Source organism: Deltaproteobacteria bacterium, from assembly GCA_005879535.1.
Taxonomy (GTDB): domain Bacteria; phylum Myxococcota; class Myxococcia; order Myxococcales; family 40CM-4-68-19; genus 40CM-4-68-19.
This window is the reverse complement of sequence record VBKI01000047.1, coordinates 182,497-200,649: the sequence shown is the minus strand read 5'-3', so window position 1 is coordinate 200,649 and position 18,153 is coordinate 182,497. Positions and strand designations below refer to the sequence as shown.

Below are 18,153 nucleotides of genomic sequence, written 5' to 3'. Positions count from 1 at the left end.
GGACGCGCTACCGGCCTTCGCGGCGAGGCTCCTGCTGCACGCGCACTGGCGAGCCGTCGGGCACTTCCGGCCCGAGATTCAGCGCGACCACTTCTCCGCCGCGCAAGCCGTCGAGAACCTCGACCTTGGCGCCGTCGTCGACGCCGAGGCGCACGTGCTGGAAATGGAGCTTTCCGTCTTCCACCAGCGCGACGAGGAGCTGCCCGCCCCGGCCGAGGAGCGCCTCGGTCGGAAGCAGCGGCCGTGGCGGACCGTGGAGCGGCAGCCGGGACTGAACGAAGGCGCCCGGATAAAGACCCTGGGGCGGCTGCGCCAGATCGATCTCGCAGAGCATGGTTCGCGTCCGGGGATCCAGGCTCTGCGAGATCCGCGAGATGCGCGCCTCGAAGGGCGGCTGATCGGGAGAGGTCTGCAGCTGGACCTTGTCGCCGACGTGCACCCGGGCAGCGTCGTCCTGACCGAGCTGGAGGGCGACGCGCAGCCGATCGAGCTGCGCCACCTCCAGGAGCGGCTGCGCGGAAGAGGTGCTTCCGGTCGCCGCGGGCAGCAGCGTCCCGGGGTCTGCAAAGCGCGCCGTCACCGTGCCGTCGAACGGAGCCCGCAGCACCTGATACTCCTTCTGCACCTGGGCACGAACCAGCGCGGCCCGCGCCACCTTCACGCCTTCGTCGGCCGCCTCGCGATCCTGTACCGACACGCGCCCCGAGGAAGCCAGGCGCTCGACGCGCGCGAGCTGCTGGCGCCGGAACGTCAGCTCCGCCTGCGCCGACGCCACCTGCGCGTCGAGATCGGGAGACTCGAGCACCGCCAGCTCCTGCCCTCTGCGCACCTTGTCGCCGCGCTCGACCCGCACCTCTTTCACGTAGCCGCTCACCTTGGCGTAGAGCGTCGCCCGCTGCTCGGCGCGGACTTCGGCGGGAAGCGAAACCAGGCGATCCGCCGCCGCCAGCTCGATGCGCGCGACCTGCACCACCGGTCCTTCCGCCAGCTCCTTCCGCAACGCTTCGGACTGGCGCGCCTGCGCGCTGCGCTCGCGGGCGAAGAGCGCGATGGTGCCCGCAGCCGCGGCAATGACGGCGACGATGCTGCCGGCCGCGATCAAGCGGCTGCGGGGAGAGGTCTCAGGCATGGGAAGCCTCGGAAGCGCCGCGGCTCTCGGCCGTGAACTTCGCGTCCAGCTCGTGCGCGCTGGGAGGCGCCTTGCGCAGGAGCGTGTACACGGCCGGCACCACGAACAGGGTGACGAAGGTCGCCACGATCAGACCGCCGATGACGGCGCGGCCCAGCGGCGCGTTCTGCTCTCCGCCCTCGCCGATCGCGAGCGCCATCGGCACCATGCCGAGGAGCATGGCGAGCGCCGTCATCAGGACCGGCCGCAGGCGCGTCCTTCCGGCCTCGACGGCCGCCTCGAGTACACCCAACCCCTGCTCGACCCGCGCGCCGTTGGCGGCGCTGACCAGCAGGATGGAGTTCGAGGTGGCGATCCCGACGGCCATGATTGCGCCCATGAAGGACTCGACGTTCAACGTGGTGCCGGTGGCGGCCAGCATCCAGAGGATGCCGATCAGCGCTCCGGGTACGGCGACGAGGATGATGAACGGGTCGAGGAACGACTGGAAGAGCACGACCAGCAGCAGGTACACCAGTGCAATCGCCAGGATCAGGCCCACGCCGAGCCGGCTGAAGGCGGTGAACATGCTTTCGCTCTGCCCGCGCAGCGTGATGCGGGTCGCCTTCGGAAGCTCGCGGATGCTCCGGATGGCCTTCTCGATGTCGAGGGTGACGCCACCGAGATCGCGACCGGTGGCGCTCGCCTGGACGTCGACGACGCGCTGGACGGAAACGTGATTGATCATCGAGAGACCGGTGGTGGGACGGAGGCTGGCCACGGCACCGAGGTAGGAGCCACTGCCGGGCGGCTCGCCCGGCGCGGGTGGTGACGCCGGCATAGGCGCAGGAGCCGTCGAAGAGATCAGCGCCGTTCCGCGGCCCAGAGGCATTCCCAGCAACGAAGGAATGGAATCGATCTGCCGCAGCGGCGTCTGGACCACGACGGGGTAGTTCACGTTGTTCTTCGGATTGATCCAGAACGAGGGCGCCACGAGCGAGCTGGAGGCGAGCGATACGAGCAGGTTGTTGGCGACGTCGCGCTGGCTAATCCCGACCTGCGCCGCGCGCGCGCGGTCGACGTCGACGCGGAGCGTGGGGTACGCGAGCACCTGGGGAATGCGGACATCGGAGGCGCCGGGGATGGCGCGGATCTTCGCCAGCAGCTCGCGCGCGACCGCATAGCTCGCCTCCACGTCGGGACCGTCGATCTGCACGTCGATGGGCGCGCTCAGGCCGAAGTTCAGCACCTGCGAGACGATGTCGGCAGGCTGGAAGTACATGGTGGACCCGGGGAACTCGTCCGGGAGCTCGCGCCGGATCCGCTCCATGTACCGTTCCGTCGGGGCGTGCGTCGGCTTGAGCGCGATGAGGACGTCGGCATCCTGGCTGCCGGTGTTGTCGGTCTGCACGAACGCCAGGTTGTAGGAGATCGGCATCCCGATGTTCGAGTTGATCGTGTCCAGCTCCGCCGGCGGGATCATCTCCTGGATGCGCTGCTCCAGCTTGGCCACCTGGCGCTCCGTCTCTTCCAGGCGGGTGCCGATGGGCGCGCGGTAGTGCAGACGCATTTGACCGGCGTCCACCGTCGGGAAGAAATCGAGGCCAACGACGAAGGGAAGGAATGCGGTGCAGGCGAGCACCAGGCCTGCGGAGACGAGAACGAGAGCGCGGTGGTGGAGCACGGCCGACAGCGTGCGGCCATACGCATCCCGGAAACGGCCGAACATCGCGTCGCGCCACCGGTTGAAGCGGGCCCCGATGCTTTCGCCCTCCGGATGGAGGGCTTCCTTCTCCATCAGGATCCGCGCGAGCGTCGGGACCAGGGTGCGCGAGAGCAGGTACGAAGCCATCATCGAGATGACGACGCCGAGCGCGAGCGGCGTGAAGAGGAAGCGCGCGGGCCCCTCGAGGAGCACGACCGGGAAGAACACCACGCAGATGGTGAGCGTCGCCGCCAGTGCCGGAACGGCAATCTGCTGAGCGCCGTCGAGGATTGCCACGGTGAGCGGTTTCCCCATGTGCCGGTTGCGGTGGATGTTCTCCACCTCGACGGTCGCGTCGTCGACCAGCATGCCGATGGCGAGCGCCAGCCCTCCCATGGTCATGAGGTTGAGCGTCTGTCCGAAGAGGAACAACCCGACGAGCCCCACCAGGATCGCCAGGGGAATGCTGGTCATCACCAGGACGGCGCCCCGCCAGCTTCCGAGGAAGAAGAGGATCATCAGCGAGACGAGGATCGACGCGAGCGCCGCCTCGTGCAGCACGTTCTGGATCGCCGCCCGCACGAACACCGACTGATCGAAATCGATCTTCAGCTCGATGCCCTGTGGAGCCGCCGCCCGGATGATGGGAAGCTGATCGCGCGCCCCGTCCACCACCGCCAGCGTCGAGGCGTCCGCCTTCTTGAGGATGGCGAGGTAGGTGGCGCGGCGGCCGTTGAGGCGAACGACGTTCTCCTGCACCGCGTAGCCGTCGCGCACACGCGCGACGTCGCCCAGGAGCACGGTGGCCCCATCCATGGCCTTGACCGGCAGCTCGTTGAAGCCCTGCACCGTGTCCGGGCTGGAGTTGAGCTGGACGTCGAATCGGGTCCCGCCGATCTGGGCGGAACCCGCCGGCACGAGGACGTTGCTCTGCAGGACGGTCTGCACCACGTCGTTGGGCGACAATCCCTTGGCGGCAACCCGTGCGGGATCGATGTCGACCATGATCTGCCGCAACTTCCCGCCGAACGGAGCCGGCGTGGCGAGACCCGGGATCGTGAACAGCCTCAGGCGGATGAAGTTGAGGCCATAGTCGAAGATCTCCTGCTCGGAGAGCGTCTTCGACCCGATGGTCATCTGCGCCACCGGAACGTTGGAGGCGTTGTAGCGGATGATGCTCGGCGGAGTGATCCCCGGGGGCATGATCCGGCTCGCGGTCAGGGAGACGGAGACGATCTGCGCGATGGCGCCGCCGATGTCGCTGCCCGGCTCGAAGTACACCTTGAGGATGCCGAGGCTGCTCATCGACTGCGAGTCGATGCGGGTAATCCCGCTGACCGTCGTCGACATGGCGCGCTCGCTGATGAACACGACGCGCCGTTCCATGTCCTCGGCGGAAAGCCCCGGATAGTTCCAGACTACGATGACCACGGGGATGTCGATTGCGGGAAGGATGTCCGTCTTCATCCGGCCGGCCGAGAGGACGCCGAAGATGGCGATCAGCGCGCAGAGCACCGCGATCGTGTAGGGACGCCGCAGCGCGAGACGAACGATCCACATGAAGTCTGCCTTGGATGCCTGCCGGGCAGCCGCGGTGCGCTCGACTCCGATCCGTCGAACGTCCCGGGGATCACATCTCGATCGGGGTTCCGACTCCGGTTTCCCGCGCGCGGCGAAGGACCAGCGCCGCCGCGGCCGCGTCTTCGGCGGCGATTCCGACGGACTTGTAGGCGGTCACCTGCTCCCTGGACGTCCGGCCGGGACTGGAGCCCGAAACCAGCGCGCCCAGCTCGACGGCGGTCTCCGGGGCGATGCCGCGCAGCTCGTTGGCGCCGGCGGGCGGAGCAGCGAAGGCGGACGCGCGGGACTCCACGGCCAGCAGCGCTCCGCCGATTCCGTCCAGCTCCTGACCCTGTGGGTTGAGTCCCACCGAGTTCACGTGCGTCCCCGGGCGGACCCAGCGCATCCGGACGACGGGCTCGCGCGCATGCGTGGTGGCGCAGATCACGTCCGCGGAGCGTACGGCCTCCTCGATCGCTGCGGCCTGTCCGCCGATCTCGGCCGCCAGCTTCGCCGCCTTGGCAGGATCGCGACCGGCGACGAGAACCGTGCGGAAGCGGCGGACGCGCGCCACGTACCGCGCGTGCGACGCAGCCTGCACACCCGTGCCGACGAGGGCAAGAACCGCGGCCTCCTCGCGCGCCAGCAGCCGCGTCGCGAGCGCCGACGCGGCCGCGGTGCGCTGCGCGGTGATCTCCTCGCCGTCGAGCACCGCCACCGGCGTCCCCGTTCGCGGATCGAAGACTGCGATCAGCGCCCGGTGCGTCGGCATTCCCGCGTTCTGCGGAAAGACGGCGACGAGCTTCGCCGCGAGGACGCCGAGCGACGGCACGTAACCGACCATCGCTCCGAGGAGGCCGAGCGGCGTGAGCGCCGCGATCCGCGGAGGGACGGAAGCGGTGCCGGCGGAGACGTCCACCAGGGCCGTCGCGACGGCGTCGATCAGCGCCTCGGGGTCGAGGAGCGCCCGGACTTCCTCGCGGCGGAGGAGGATCACGGAAGGAGCAGCAGCTTTCCGCTGGTCTTGCGCGAAGTGAGCAGCTCGTGCGCCTTCGCCGCGTTGGCGAGCGGCAGCGTCTCCTCGATGCTCAGCTTCAGGTCGCCCCGCTCGACCGCGCCGAGGACTGCGCCTGCGCGATTGAGCAGCTCGTCCCGGGTGAGCACGTAGGAGGCAAGCGTCGGCCGGGTGAGGAAGAGCGAGCCCCCTGTAGCGAGGAGCTGGGGATCGAACGGCGGAACGCTGCCGCTCGATTGGCCGAAGAGGACGAGCATGCCGCGCGGCCGCAGACAGCGCAGCGACTTCTCCCAGGTATCCTTGCCCACCGAATCGTAGACCACGTGCACGCCGGCGCCCCCGGTGATCCGCTTCACCTCCGCTTCGAAATCCTGCGTGCGGTAGTCGATGGTCTCGTGCGCTCCCGCCTGCTTCGCCAGCCGCGTCTTCTCCGGGGCGCCGGCGGTGCCGATCACGTGCGCGCCGGCGCGCGAGGCGAGCTGGCAGAAGAGCTGGCCCACTCCGCCGGCGGCGGCTTGAATGAGGCACATGTGCCCCGGGCGGAGCGGGAACGTATCGGTGACGAGGTAATGCGCGGTCATTCCCTGGAGCATGACGGCCGCCGCGCTTCGGCTGTCGACGCCGCGGGGAATCGGGACCAGCCGCGAGGCGGCGGCGAGCACGTGCGTCGCGTAGGAGCCGAGTGGACCGGCCCAGGCCACCCGATCGCCGACGCGCACTTCCCGCACGCCGTCGGCCACCGCCTCGACGACCCCCGCTCCCTCCTGCCCAGGGGTGAACGGCAGGGGAAGCTTGTAGACGCCGCTGCGCTGGTAGATGTCGATGAAGTTCACGCCCGCGGCTTCGACCCGCACCAAGGCCTGCCCACTCCCGGGAGCGGGAGTGGGCATCTCGACCAGCTTCATCACTTCCGGTCCGCCGACGGATTCGATCCGGATGGCTCGCATGCGGCCTTCACGCCACTTCCGGAGCGGGTCGTCAAGAGGCAGCGGCTTAGTCCCACGGCAGCGCGCGGACCACCGCGGCGCTGCGGGACAGCCGGCGCGACCTCGCGCCGGGCTAGCCGCGCCAGTTCCGCAACTCGGCGCAGCGGCGGCCGTACCACCGTTCGAACCTGGCGCGCTGCCAAGGATTGCCGTTCCAGTGGGCGTAGAACTGCCGGCGGGTCCGATAGAGCTCGCGCCACTCGCGCTCACGCCGTTCCTGCAACGCGTAGCGGTATCGGGTGTCCCGCTGCTGGTATTCGAAGCGTGGCTCGGCGCGAGCGGGTGAGGCGGCGGCGAGCGCAGCGGCGCCCGCCGCAAGAAGGCTGCAGACGATTTTGTTCATGGGTTCCTCCTGCCCTGTCCGACCGGAGGAACCGTCCGGATATTCGCGTCAGCTCGCGACGCGCCGCCGTGGAGGGCGGCTCACCCGCGCTTCGCGGAGCCTCGCGACGACGCAGGCGCCGAGCCGCGCCATCCCGTCGGCGATCGCGGGCGGCGCCCGGTTCGAGAAGTTCAGTCGCAGCGTCTCGAGGCACGGCTCCGCGGGATAGAACGGCGCGCCGGGGACGAAGGCCACGCGCGCCAGCATCGCGTCGCCGAACAACTCGCGGGCGTCGACCCCGGAGGGCAGACGCACCCAGACGAAGAGACCTCCCTCTGGACGCGTCCACACTGTTCCTTCCGGGAACGATCGCTCGAGCGAAGCGAGCATGGCGTCGAGGCGCTCGCCGTAGAGCCGTCGCAGGCCGGCGAGGTGCGCCTCGTAGTCGAACGTCTCGAACATGCGCGCGACCGCGCGCTGCGTCAGCGATCCGGTGTGCAGGTCCGCAGCCTGCTTCGCAATGGTGAGGGCGCGGATGGTGCGCGCGTCGGCCACCGCGTAGCCGAGCCGAAGGCCCGGCGCGAGCGTCTTCGAGAAACTGCCGAGATGGATCACCGGCGCGTCTCGCTCGATTCCGGCGACGGGCGGCAGCGCCGCGCCGCGATAGCGCAGCTCGCCGTAGGGATCGTCCTCGAGCACGGTGACGCCACACTCCGCTGAAAGCCGGGCGATGCGCGCGCGCCGCTCCAGCGACAGCGTGGTCCCGCGCGGGTTCTGGAAGGTGGGCACGAGGTACACCAGCTTGGCCCGCTTGCGCCGGAGCACGCGCTCGAGGGCGTCGACCTGCATCCCTTCGTCGTCGGACGCCACGGTCTCGAATCGGGCCTCGTAGGTGGAGAAGCTCTGCAGGGCCGCAAGGTACGAGGGCGCTTCCACTACGACGGTGTCCCCGGGATCGATCAGCGCCTTTCCCACCAGGTCGATCCCCTGCTGCGACCCGGCGGTGATCAGCACCTCCTCGGGCGTGGCCGGCAGGCCCCGACGCGTCATCCGCTCCGCCACCCATGCCCGCAACGGGCCGAATCCCTCGGTGGCGCCGTACTGCAGGGCCGCCGCCGCATCGTGCGAGAGGACGTCCGCGTGCGCCCGGGCGAGCGCTTCCGCGGGAAATGCTTCCGGAGCGGGAAGGCCGCCGGCAAACGAGAGGACGTCGGGCCGCTCCGCCACCTTGAGGATCTCGCGGATCGCCGAGGCCTGCACGCGCGACATCCGCTTCGCGAACTGCATCACGGGACTGCCTCCTTGCGCCGCCGCGGCGCTCCGAGCGCTTCCTGAAGCGGAACGACGGTGGTCTCCTTCACCGTCGCCAGAACGATGGTGGTGGTGGTGCGGATGACGCCGGGAATCCGCCGCAGCGTGCCGGAGATGAGATGGTCGAGGGTCTCGGTGTTTTTCGAAACCACCTTGAGGAGGTACGAGTCGAGTCCCGCGACGCGATGGCACTCGAGGACGTCTGCAATCTGATCGATCCGCCGCGTGAACGCCTCGTGGTGGCGCGGATGCGAGATGCGAACGCCGACGAACGCCCGGATGTCGTTGCCCATCAGCCTCGGATCGAGGCGCGCCACGTAGCCGAGGACCACGCCGCTCGCGTCCAGCTTGCGGATGCGGTCGGCGACGGAGGGCTGCGACAACCGCACCGCCTCGGCGATCTGCACCTGGGTCGTGCGGGCGTCGTGCTGAAGCAGGTCCAGGATCTTATAATCTATAGGATCTAGCGTCATGTGCTTGAGATATTATGTGCATTGCCTCCAAGTTACCTTCTTCATATAGGACCTGGTGCCGTCGCCGTCAATGGGCCTCGAACGGCTTTGCGGCGATTGCTTTTGGCAGTACAGGTCGGGAGATCGAGCTGATCATCTTCATCGGGCTGCCCGCGGCGGGCAAGACGAGCTTCTTTCGCGAGCGCTTCGCCGCCACGCACGCGCATGTGAGCAAGGACCTGATGCCCCGTGCCGCGCGCGACAAGCAGGCGCAGCAGATGGCGCAGCTTGAGCGCGCGCTCGCCGCTGGAACCCCGGTGGTCGTCGACAACACCAATCCGCGCTCCGCGGACCGCGCCGTGCTCGTCGAGATTGGCCACCGGCACGGGGCGCGGGTGGTGGCGTACTTCTTCGAGCCGCGCATCGCCGATTCGATCAAGCGCAACGCGGAGCGCACCCCCCAGGTGCCGAAGGTCGCCATCTTCACCGCCGCGAAGAGGCTGCAGCCGCCAGCGTTCGAGGAAGGATTCGACGAGATCCACGACGTGCGGATCGCGACCGGAGGCGGATTCAGCGTGGTGCAGCGCGCAAGGTGACGAGCTGGTCGGCCACCTGACGGTGCCGGCGCCATTGCCCGTACATCGAACCGGCGGACTCCATCCGCTCCATCTCGCGCACGGTCTCGCCGTCGATGGCCGAGGGCGCCGCGCCTCGCAGGGGCGTCCCCGGCAGCGGCATGAAGGCGTGGCTGTGGATTCGCGCGCCGAGCTCCACCAGGCGCCGGGCGAGCGACAGCGACTGCGCGCGATCGCCGTCCGTTTCCCCGGGAAGGCCAAGCAGGAAGTCGACGTCCGGGCGAAAGCCTGAGGCGATCGCGAGGCGCACCGCCGTGACGACGTCGTCGACGCCATGACCGCGGTGCGTCTCGCGGAGCAGGCGCTCCGACCCGGACTGGCCGCCGATCACGAGCGTATCGTTGTCGACATACTTGCGGAGCACTCGCAAGGACGCCTCGGTGACGTGCTCGGGCCGGCATTCGGACGGGAACGTCCCGAAATAGATCCGTCCGCCCGGCATCTCCTCGCGCACTGCGGCGAGGAGATCTTCCACCGCATCGAGGTTCACCGAAGTGTCGCTCGAGCCATAGCTCAGGCAGGTGGGCGTGAGGAAACGCATGTAGCGGACGCCGTCGCGCTTCATCCGGCGGATGTGCTCGCGCACGTTGGAAACGCTGCGGTGGCGAAACCGCGCCTTGAACATGAACGGCGTCTGGCAGAACGAGCACGCGTACACGCAGCCGCGCGTGATCTCGATGGCGTTCCACTTCCCGGCCGGCGCATTGAAGGCGGGGAAGTCGTCGAGGGGCCGGCGCTCCCCCGGACCGTTCGATTGCAGGCGACTGCCTTCGAGCCAGGCGAGGCCGGGGATGGTCGCCGGATCCTGACCCTCGACCAGGAGCCGCACCGCCGTCGTCTCGCCCTCGCCGATGGCGGCGAGGTCGAAGCCCGCCCGCAGCGTCTGCAGCGGCTCCGCGCTCGCGTGCACCCCGCCGGCGACGTGCGTGACCGCGGCGACGCGTTCCTGCACGAAACGAAGATCCTCCGCCGTGCCCGGGAAGTCCGGGGAGTAGAAGCTCGATCCGGCGATGGGCTGCTCGCCCCGGCGTTTCGCCTCTGTCAGCTCGCGGACGAGCTCGTCGCGGCCGCGCGCGAAGACGACGCGCACCCGGCCCTGCACCGCGGCGGTGACGACGTTCAGGGCGACGACCCCGCTCCTGGCATGATGTACGACGAACGCGCGCCGCATCGCCGCGATGATATCTTGCGCGCGCCCATGCGCGTCTATACCGGCCTCGACGTGTGGTCCGACTTTGGCGGCCGCTTCCCCTGGAAGAGTCGCCTCATCGAAGTGGACCACGGAGCCCGGATGGCGCTGGTGGATGAGGGCCCGCGCCAGGCGCCGCTCACCTTCCTCCTGCTGCACGGCAACCCCACCTGGAGCTATCTGTACAGGGAATTCATCCGGCGCCTCTCGCCGCGATACCGCGTCATCGCACCGGATCACGTCGGATTCGGCCGCAGCGACAAGCCGCGCGATCCGCGCTGGTACACGCTGGAGCGCCACATCGACAACCTCGGCCGCGTGCTCCGCGAGTTGCAGCCCTCCCGCGTAGTGCCCGTGATCCAGGACTGGGGCGGCCCCATCGGCATGGGATGGGCCACCCGGCAGCCCGACCGCATCGCGGGAATCGTGGTGCTGAACACCTGGGCCTTCGTCCGGCAGCCACGGATGAAGCTTCCCTGGCTGTTCAAGTTCCTGGTCCTTGGCCGCGGAGGGTGGAAGCGGAGCACCCGGTCCAATATCTTCGTCGAGACCTTCCTCGCGAAGGGTGGCCCTCGGCACCTGGCCGCCGAGGACCTCGACCCCTACCGCGCGCCGTTCCCCACGCCAGACGACCGCGTCGGCATTGCGCGTTTCCCCCAGCTCATCCCGGAGACGAAGAACCCGTTTCACGAGTCCTACGCGGCCATGGCATTCATCGAGGACCACCTCTCGCGGCTGCGGGAGAAGCCGGCGCTGATCTGCTGGGCGCTGAAGGATCCCGGGTTCCGCAAAGCGCATCTCGAACGGTGGCAACACGCCTTCACGCGCGTCGACGGGCCGCATCGGCTGGAAGGCGCGGGGCACTTCCTCCAGGAAGACGCGCCCGGCGCGATCCTCGATCAGATGGAGCGATGGGCCGCCGGCCTGTGAAGCTCGACGAGCAGGCGGCGATGCTGGCCAATCGGCTGCGGAAGAACTTCCGCCGGCTGCACCCGCGTTTCGAGCGGCAGGGCATCGGCGCTTTCCGGCTCTACGACCGCGACATCCCGGAGATCCGCGCCGCGGTGGACTGGTACGAGGGGCACGTCGTCCTTGCGGAATACGCACGGGAGCAAACCAGCGGTCTGCCGTGGCTGCAGACGATGGCCCGGGCGGCCGCCGAAGCGCTCTCGGTGCCGCCGGATCGCATCCATCTGAAGTCGCGCCACAGCGGCGAGAAGTATGGGCGCCTCGCCCGCATCGGCGAACGGATCGAGGTGCGCGAGCGCGATCTCCGGTTCCTCGTCAACCTCGACGACTACATCGATACCGGGTTGTTCGCCGATCACCGCGAGACGCGCGCGCGGGTCAAGGCGGAGGCCCGGGGCGCAATCTTCCTCAACCTCTTCGCGTACACCGGCAGCTTCACCTGCGCCGCGGCGGCCGGCGGCGCGAAGCAGACGACCAGTGTGGATGCCTCGCGGGCGTACCTGGACTGGGCGGCGGACAATCTGGCGCTGAATCATCTCTCGGGAGAGCTGGTGCGCTCGGGCGTGGACGAGTTCCTGAACGGCTTCGGGTCACGCAGATGGACGCTCTGCGTTCTCGATCCGCCCTCGTTTTCCGACTTCGGCGGCAAGAGCCTCGAAGTGCAGCGCGACCACCGCTCCCTCATCGAGCGGACCCTCGCCGCGCTCGCCCCCGGCGGAATCCTCTGGTTCGCGACCAATCACCAGCGGTTCAAGCCGGCGCTCGAGGGACTGCGCTACACGGAGGAAGACACGATCCCGGAGGACTACCGGAACCGCGCCGTCCACCAGGCTTTCCGGATCGCGAAGTGAGATGCGCCCCCGCCAGAGCCACGCCGGCGTTTCCGGGATCCGGTCGCCAAACCGTGCGCGAGCCGCGCGAATTTGTTCCAGCGCCGGCGGAATTGCTTTCACCGGCGCAGGGAGCATCCGCAAAGGACGGTATCGCGAAGGGTTCTGAACCGCGCTTACGGCCCTTGCAGGGGGTTCCGCGGCCCTTTCCTCTCTGCAAACTTCACTTCCGTGAGGAAGTCGGCTGCACCGATTTCGGCGTTGGCGGGGTCTCTCGCCCTGACCGTCGCCGCCACGGCTTTTCTCTTTGTGAACGCGCGCATGGGCGATCGCGTCCGATTCGCGCGCGCCATCGGCACCGCCGTCGACCGCATCGAGGCGCGGCTGCATGCGTACGAGGGTCTGCTCCGCGGCTGCGCCGGACTGCTCGCGGCGCGCCCCGAGGTCACCGCGGACGAGTTCCATGCCTACGCCGATCGCGTGGAGATCGAGCAGTGGTACCCAGGTGTCCAGGGCGTCGGTTTCGCCCAGCGCGTGCGGCCGGGCCAGACGACGGCGGTCGAGAACGGGCTCCGCGCACGAGGCTTCGCGGGGCTCCGGCTCTGGCCCGAGCGGACCGGGGATGAACGCACGGCCATCGTCCTCCTCGAGCCGCTCGACCGCCGGAACCGCGCGGCGATCGGTTACGACATGTACACCGATCCCGTCGGTCGCGACGCCATGGAGCGGGCCCGCGACGGAGGAAGCGCCGCCATCTCCGGGCGGGTCGCGCTCGTGCAGGAGATCGATCCGCGCCGGCAGGTGGGGTTCCTCATGTACGTTCCGGTCTATCGAGGCAGCGACGTGCCGCAGACGCTGGAGGCGCGGCGCTCCTCCCTGATCGGCTGGACGTACGCGCCGTTCCGCGCCGACGACCTGTTCGTCGCCATCTTCGGGATGGAGGCGGAGCCGCAACTGGAGTTCCGCGTCTACGACGGGCCGGCCGAGGATCCGGAGCGGCTGCTGCATGACCGTGGCCTGACTGCGCTGAGTGGCGAGACGCTCCGCGAGACCGAGCACATCGAGTTCGGCGGGCGGGAGTGGACGCTGGCCTTCATCGCTTTGCCGCCGCTGCGTGGAGGATCGCTCGTCCCCGCCTTCGCCACGCTGCTGGCCGGCGCAGCCATCTCGATGGTGATCTACGTGCTCTCCCGGCGGGAAGTGGCGGCACGCCGCCGCGCCGAAGACGCGCTCGCCGGCCTGCAGCATTCGCTCGACGAGCAACGCCGGTACGAAGTGCGTTTGCGCGAGGAAGGCCGGGTCAACTCCATCCTCCGCCGGCTGGGGATCTCGCTCGCTTCCGAGCTCGACCCCGACCGGCTGGCGCAGCTCATCATCGACGAAGCGACCGCGCTGACGGGAGCGGAGTTCGGCGCCATGTTCGACGCTTCCGCCGAGCCACGCATGCTCGCGTCCGCCGGACGGAGCAGCGACGAGTTCCGCGATCTGGCGCTGCACAAGCTGGCACGGGTTCGCGGCAGCGCCGGCCCGGTCCGGATCGAGTCGGTGAAGCCCGGCGATTTCGAAGGCGCACGGGTGGGCAGTGTCCTCGCAGCCCCGATCACGCTGCGCACCGGGCAACTCCTCGGCGGGCTCGCTTTCGTGCACCGCGCGCCAGGGCACTTCACGGCCCAGCACGAGCGGCTCCTCGCCGGCATCGCCGCCCAGGCATCCATCGCCCTCGACAACGCGCGGCTGCTGCGCGACCTGCAGGACGCCGACCGGCGCAAGGACGAGTTCCTCGCCGTGCTCGGGCACGAGCTGCGCAATCCGCTCGCGCCGGTGGTGACTGCCCTCGAGGTGATGAAGCGGGATCGCAGCGCCGCCGAGCGCCAGCTGGCCATCATCGAGCGTCAGGCCCGCCACATGGTGCGGATCGTCGACGAGCTGCTCGACGTCTCGCGCATCAGCCGCGGCAAGATCGAGCTGCGCAAGCGTCGCCTCTCCGTGCGGGAGGCGATCGCGAAAGCGGCGGACTCGGTGTCGCCGATGGCGCGCGCCCGCGGCCAGAAGCTGACGGTCTCCTTTCCGCAGAATCCGCTGGTGATCGACGCCGATCCGGTCCGGCTGGAGCAGATCCTCGGCAACCTGCTCTCGAACGCGATCAAGTACACGCCGGACGGCGGAAGCGTGGAGCTGTCGGCGCGCCAGCGGGACGGCCAGCTCGAGGTCCGCGTGCGCGACAGCGGCATCGGCATCCCGGCCGAGTCGCTGGAGACCCTCTTCCACGCGTTCGTACAGGTGCCGGGCGCCAAGGACTACGCCAAGGGCGGCCTCGGGATCGGCCTCGCGCTCGTGCGCGGGCTGGTCGAGCTGCACGGAGGAACGGTCCGCGCGGAGAGCGCCGGCCTCGGGAAGGGGGCGACGTTCACCGTCGTGCTTCCCGGCGCGATGGAGGGCGTCACACCGCTCGAGGTGCGGCCGATGGCCGCCGCCGCCCATCGCGGTCGCGTCCTGGTGGTCGATGACAACGTCGATGCGGCCGTCACGCTGGCGGAAGGCGTGGCGCTGGACGGGCACGACGTGCGCATCGCCCACGATGGACCGTCGGCGCTGGACCAGGCGCGAGCGTTCTCGCCGGAGGTGGTCCTCCTCGACATCGGGCTCCCGGCGATGGACGGATACGAAGTGGTCCGCAGGCTGCGCGAGCTCCCGCAGGCGCGGGGAGCCCTGATCGTGGCGCTGACCGGATTCGGCCAGCAGAGCGACCGCCAGCGCGCGCTGGCAGCGGGCTTCGACGAGCACCTGGTGAAGCCGGTCGAGCTGGACACGGTTACGGCGGTGCTCAAGAGGCGTCTCGGCGCGGCGTAGGCGCTGGCACACGTCGGCGGCAGGCGCTACCCTGCGCGCGCCATGGCTGCCCCCCGCAAGCGCCCAGTGACGAAGTCTGGAAAGCCGCGCGCCCGCAAGGGCGTGAAGCTGAAGCCGACGGAGCTCATCCCGCCGCAGCTCCGCCTCGAAGCAATCCCGGAGGAGCTCAAGGCGCTCGCCGGCCACGTCGAGTCCGAAGGAGGCTCGGTGCTCGCGGCGTACCGGGAGCCGCTGGGCGGAAACGCGCTGCTCTTCGCCGCGCTGCCCGTCGACAAGGTGGAACCGACGAGCTTCCAGCGGGACGTCTCCGACGCCCACGTCCTCAAGCTGACGCGCGCGATGGACAAGACGCGCCGCTACCTCGACCCGATCATCGCGGTCCACGAGCCCGACGGGTTCCGGACGCCCAACGGCGGCCACCGCCTGACGGCGCTGAAGGAGCTGGGAGCGAAGGCGATCCTCGCGCTGGTCGTGCCGGAGCGGGAGGTCGCCTACCAGATCCTCGCGCTGAACATCGAGAAAGCGCACAACCTGCGGGAGAAGGCGCTGGAAGTGGTGCGGATGTACCGCGACCTCGCCCGGCTGGACGGAGGCCGCAAGGAGAGCGACTTCGGACTGGAGTTCGAGGAGCCCTCTCTGATCACGCTGGGATTCGCCTACGAGAAGAAGGGCCGCTTCTCCGGGGGCGCTTATGCGCCGGCGCTGAAGAAGGTGGAGCAGTATTTCGACAAGCCCCTGCGCGACACGCTCTCCGAACGCGAGGCGCGAGCGCAGAAGCTGCTCGAGCTGGACGACGCGGTCGGCGCTGCGGTGGAGAAGCTGAAGGAGCGCGGCCTCACCTCTCCGTATCTGAAGGCGTTCGTGGTCGCCCGGATCAACCCGCTGCGGTTCATCAAGGGCACGCCGCCTTCGTTCGACGAGCTGATGGAGACGATGACGAAGCGCGCCCGCGGAATGGACCCGGCACGAATCAAGACCGAGGACCTGGCGCGCAGCGGTGGCCCGCCCGAAGATTGAACCTTCCCGCTGACGCCCTGCATCATATCCGGGCGAGGAGGAGCGGCATGGGCGCAGTGGCCATCGGCAAGGACGATTTCCAAGGGACCATCGGGAAGGGCGGCATCGTGTTGATCGACTGGTGGGCGCCCTGGTGTGGGCCCTGCCGGGCGTTCGCTCCGGTGTACGAGAAGGTGGCGGAAGCAAATCCCGATGTCGTCTTCGCGAAGATCAACACCGACGAAGAGCAGGAGCTGTCTGCGGCGTTCAACATCCGCAGCATTCCGACGCTGATGGTCTTCCGCGACAAGGTGCTGCTCTTCGCGCAGCCCGGCTCCCTTCCGCAGAACCTGCTCGAGGAAATCCTGCGCAAGGTGCGCGATCTGGACATGGAACAGGTCCGCGCGGAAATCGCGAAGCAGGGACAATCGCCCGTCGAGGCTTAAAGGGCGATTTTCTTTCTCACGGCCGCGACGATCTCGTCCTCACTTGGGAATCCGAGGGATTGCTTCTCCGCGACCGGCTCGCCGTCGACCAATACGATGAACGAGCCTGGAGCGCCTACCTCCAACTCCGCGTCGACCCCCAATTCCTTCTGCAGCGCAGCCGCCGCCCGGACGGCTCGAGGCTTGTAGCCTCAGGAGCTGCAGTACTGGATCTTGATCATCCGCGAAAAGATAACCCGCGTCCCTGCACCCGCCAGCTTTCGAATCGGAGAGGGTAGTCGGGCATCCCACCACTCGTGATCAACCTACGCAAAGCCACAGATCGCTTCCATACTCAGATCGACTGGCTCGACTCCTGGCACACCTTTTCTTTCGGCGACCACTACGACCCCGACCAGATGGGCTTCCGCGCGCTGCGCGTGATCAACGACGATACCGTCCAGCCCGGCCAGGGCTTCGGGACGCATCCGCACAAGGACATGGAGATCCTCAGCTACGTGCTCGAGGGCGGCCTCTCGCACCGGGACTCCTCGGGCGGAGGAGGCGTCATCCGGCCTGGCGATGTCCAGCGGATGAGCGCGGGCACCGGCGTCGTGCACAGCGAGTTCAACGCGTCGGACAAGGAGCCGGTGCACTTTCTCCAGATCTGGATCGTGCCGGAGCGGCGCGGCGTGAAGCCGGGATACGAACAGAAGACGTTCGCGTCGAAGGACCGCAGCGGCAAGCTGCGCCTGCTCGCGTCGCGCGACGGGCGCGAGGGTTCGGTCACCATCCACCAGGACGCGGCCGTCTATGGGTCGCTCCTGGGTAAAGGCGAGCGGGTCGCATTCGAGCCTTCCGCATCGAGGCATGTGTGGGTGCAGGTGGCGCGCGGATCGATCGAGCTGAACGGGCAGAAGCTGTCCGCGGGGGATGGCGCCTCCGCGAGCGGCGAGCGGGTGCTCACGCTGCAGGGGCTCGATCCCGCCGAGGTGCTGCTGTTCGATCTGGCGTAGCGTGCGCAGCTTACCGGCATGACGGGCACGTGGCTCGCCGTGCTGCTGGCCGTCGCTCCTCACGCTCAGGAGGGCGACGCGCAGGCGGTCACCGCTCTCGTCGACGTCGAATCGGGCGCGACCATCGCGGACGGCCGGTATGCGCAGCGCGTCGAAGGCGGCGTGCTCCACATCGAGTCGCGCAACGACTTCCCCGACGGGCGCGTCATCGTCGAGCGGGCAGTGCTCCGCCTCGAGCCCGAGCTGCGGCAGGAGAGCTGGGACTGGACGGAGCGAAAGAACGGCGCTCTGGTCCGGCAGTACGAGGTCGATTTCCGCACCGGGCACGCGGTTGCGACGCGCGTCGATCAACACAAGCGGTGGAAGGAAGATCTCGATCTCGTGCCGGGCAAGACGTTCGCGGGCATCGCGTTCGTGGCGGTGATCAAGGCGCTGCGCACGGAGCTCGCACCGGGCGGGAAGATCGATTTGAAGGCCGTCGCATTCACGCCGAAGCCGCGCCTCGCGCCGGTGAGCGTGACGCGAGGGCGTCCCGAACGGGTGAGCATGGCGGGCCGGACGATCGCCGCGGACCCCTACACGATCCATCCGGAGATCCCGGCCATCGCCAAGCTCTTCGTCACCGCCCCGGACCAGCGGGTCTGGCTCTACGGCGAGGGTCCCGCGGCCTTCCTCCGCTACGAAGGACCGCTGGTCGAGCCCAAGGATCCCCGCATTCGGGTCGACACGATCCCGTCCCGCGCCGCCAACGCCGCGCGCGCGCCGGCGCGTCGCCGGTAGACTC

At 69.0% G+C, this 18,153-nt stretch carries 16 protein-coding genes; 8 read left to right on the top strand and 8 right to left on the bottom strand.

Features of this window, described 5'->3' with window-relative positions:
- Positions 1-7: 7 nt before the first annotated feature.
- From E6J58_04555 to E6J58_04525, 7 genes are all read right to left on the bottom strand, one after another.
- The gene (locus E6J58_04555) at positions 8-1,129 is read right to left on the bottom strand and encodes an efflux RND transporter periplasmic adaptor subunit (GenBank protein TMB40974.1); all 1,122 of its coding nucleotides are present in this window, start codon (positions 1,127-1,129) and stop codon (positions 8-10) included.
- Positions 1,122-4,373 carry an efflux RND transporter permease subunit gene (locus tag E6J58_04550; protein TMB40973.1) on the bottom strand — a complete coding sequence of 1,084 codons (3,252 nt, stop codon included), beginning with the start codon at positions 4,371-4,373 and terminating at the stop codon, positions 1,122-1,124. Before E6J58_04550 ends, E6J58_04555 begins: the two co-directional genes overlap by 8 nt.
- Before the next feature lie 70 nt (positions 4,374-4,443).
- Positions 4,444-5,370 (bottom strand): ornithine cyclodeaminase family protein, encoded by a 927-nt coding sequence (locus E6J58_04545; GenBank protein TMB40972.1) that lies wholly within the window; start codon positions 5,368-5,370, stop codon positions 4,444-4,446.
- The gene (locus E6J58_04540) at positions 5,367-6,335 is read right to left on the bottom strand and encodes a quinone oxidoreductase (GenBank protein TMB40971.1); all 969 of its coding nucleotides are present in this window, start codon (positions 6,333-6,335) and stop codon (positions 5,367-5,369) included. The genes E6J58_04545 and E6J58_04540 overlap by 4 nt, the downstream gene beginning before the upstream one ends.
- A 112-nt stretch (positions 6,336-6,447) precedes the next feature.
- Complete coding sequence (locus tag E6J58_04535; GenBank protein TMB40970.1) at positions 6,448-6,717, bottom strand: hypothetical protein; 270 nt, start codon at positions 6,715-6,717, stop codon at positions 6,448-6,450.
- Between the two features lie 48 nt (positions 6,718-6,765).
- On the bottom strand, positions 6,766-7,965 hold the full coding sequence (locus E6J58_04530; GenBank protein ID TMB41074.1) for a PLP-dependent aminotransferase family protein: 1,200 nt from the start codon (positions 7,963-7,965) through the stop codon (positions 6,766-6,768).
- Positions 7,966-7,982: 17 nt separating this feature from the next.
- The gene (locus tag E6J58_04525) at positions 7,983-8,480 is read right to left on the bottom strand and encodes an Lrp/AsnC family transcriptional regulator (protein ID TMB40969.1); all 498 of its coding nucleotides are present in this window, start codon (positions 8,478-8,480) and stop codon (positions 7,983-7,985) included.
- A 14-nt stretch (positions 8,481-8,494) separates the two neighbouring features.
- Between E6J58_04525 and E6J58_04520 the strand changes: the two genes are divergently transcribed.
- Complete coding sequence (locus E6J58_04520; protein ID TMB40968.1) at positions 8,495-9,055, top strand: ATP-binding protein; 561 nt, start codon at positions 8,495-8,497, stop codon at positions 9,053-9,055.
- Here E6J58_04520 and E6J58_04515 read toward each other — a convergent pair.
- Positions 9,030-10,265, bottom strand: coding sequence for a TIGR04013 family B12-binding domain/radical SAM domain-containing protein (locus E6J58_04515; GenBank protein TMB40967.1), 1,236 nt, complete (start codon positions 10,263-10,265; stop codon positions 9,030-9,032). The genes E6J58_04520 and E6J58_04515 overlap by 26 nt on opposite strands.
- Here E6J58_04515 and E6J58_04510 point away from each other — a divergent pair.
- The 7 genes from E6J58_04510 (at position 10,239) to E6J58_04480 (ending at position 18,149) form a co-directional block, all read left to right on the top strand.
- Positions 10,239-11,213: an alpha/beta fold hydrolase gene (locus tag E6J58_04510; GenBank protein TMB40966.1), complete on the top strand. Its 975-nt coding sequence runs from the start codon at positions 10,239-10,241 to the stop codon at positions 11,211-11,213. The genes E6J58_04515 and E6J58_04510 overlap by 27 nt on opposite strands.
- Positions 11,195-12,103: an SAM-dependent methyltransferase gene (locus E6J58_04505; GenBank protein TMB40965.1), complete on the top strand. Its 909-nt coding sequence runs from the start codon at positions 11,195-11,197 to the stop codon at positions 12,101-12,103. Before E6J58_04510 ends, E6J58_04505 begins: the two co-directional genes overlap by 19 nt.
- A 210-nt stretch (positions 12,104-12,313) precedes the next feature.
- Positions 12,314-14,932, top strand: a complete 2,619-nt coding sequence (locus tag E6J58_04500) for a response regulator (protein TMB40964.1) — start codon at positions 12,314-12,316, stop codon at positions 14,930-14,932.
- A 42-nt stretch (positions 14,933-14,974) separates the two neighbouring features.
- Positions 14,975-15,949 (top strand): chromosome partitioning protein ParB, encoded by a 975-nt coding sequence (locus E6J58_04495; GenBank protein ID TMB40963.1) that lies wholly within the window; start codon positions 14,975-14,977, stop codon positions 15,947-15,949.
- 47 nt (positions 15,950-15,996) lie between these two features.
- A complete protein-coding gene (gene trxA, locus E6J58_04490) occupies positions 15,997-16,374 on the top strand; it encodes a thioredoxin (protein ID TMB40962.1) in 378 nt (125 codons plus the stop codon).
- Between the two features lie 296 nt (positions 16,375-16,670).
- A complete protein-coding gene (locus E6J58_04485) occupies positions 16,671-17,369 on the top strand; it encodes a pirin family protein (GenBank protein ID TMB40961.1) in 699 nt (232 codons plus the stop codon).
- An 18-nt stretch (positions 17,370-17,387) separates the two neighbouring features.
- Complete coding sequence (locus E6J58_04480) at positions 17,388-18,149, top strand: hypothetical protein (protein ID TMB40960.1); 762 nt, start codon at positions 17,388-17,390, stop codon at positions 18,147-18,149.
- Positions 18,150-18,153 lie beyond the last annotated feature (4 nt).

Bases quoted from the DNA above. Each gene is read 5' to 3' on its own strand.
- E6J58_04535 (TMB40970.1), bottom strand. From the start codon at position 6,717: ATGAACAAAATCGTCTGCAGCCTTCTTGCGGCGGGCGCCGCTGCGCTC.
- E6J58_04555 (TMB40974.1), bottom strand. From the start codon at position 1,129: ATGCCTGAGACCTCTCCCCGCAGCCGCTTGATCGCGGCCGGCAGCATC.
- E6J58_04505 (TMB40965.1), top strand. From the start codon at position 11,195: ATGGGCCGCCGGCCTGTGAAGCTCGACGAGCAGGCGGCGATGCTGGCC.
- E6J58_04510 (TMB40966.1), top strand. From the start codon at position 10,239: ATGATGTACGACGAACGCGCGCCGCATCGCCGCGATGATATCTTGCGC.
- E6J58_04515 (TMB40967.1), bottom strand. From the start codon at position 10,265: ATGCGGCGCGCGTTCGTCGTACATCATGCCAGGAGCGGGGTCGTCGCC.
- E6J58_04480 (TMB40960.1), top strand. From the start codon at position 17,388: ATGACGGGCACGTGGCTCGCCGTGCTGCTGGCCGTCGCTCCTCACGCT.
- E6J58_04495 (TMB40963.1), top strand. From the start codon at position 14,975: ATGGCTGCCCCCCGCAAGCGCCCAGTGACGAAGTCTGGAAAGCCGCGC.
- E6J58_04525 (TMB40969.1), bottom strand. From the start codon at position 8,480: ATGACGCTAGATCCTATAGATTATAAGATCCTGGACCTGCTTCAGCAC.
- E6J58_04520 (TMB40968.1), top strand. From the start codon at position 8,495: ATGTGCATTGCCTCCAAGTTACCTTCTTCATATAGGACCTGGTGCCGT.
- E6J58_04530 (TMB41074.1), bottom strand. From the start codon at position 7,965: ATGTCGCGCGTGCAGGCCTCGGCGATCCGCGAGATCCTCAAGGTGGCG.
- E6J58_04540 (TMB40971.1), bottom strand. From the start codon at position 6,335: ATGCGAGCCATCCGGATCGAATCCGTCGGCGGACCGGAAGTGATGAAG.
- E6J58_04550 (TMB40973.1), bottom strand. From the start codon at position 4,373: ATGTGGATCGTTCGTCTCGCGCTGCGGCGTCCCTACACGATCGCGGTG.
- trxA (TMB40962.1), top strand. From the start codon at position 15,997: ATGGGCGCAGTGGCCATCGGCAAGGACGATTTCCAAGGGACCATCGGG.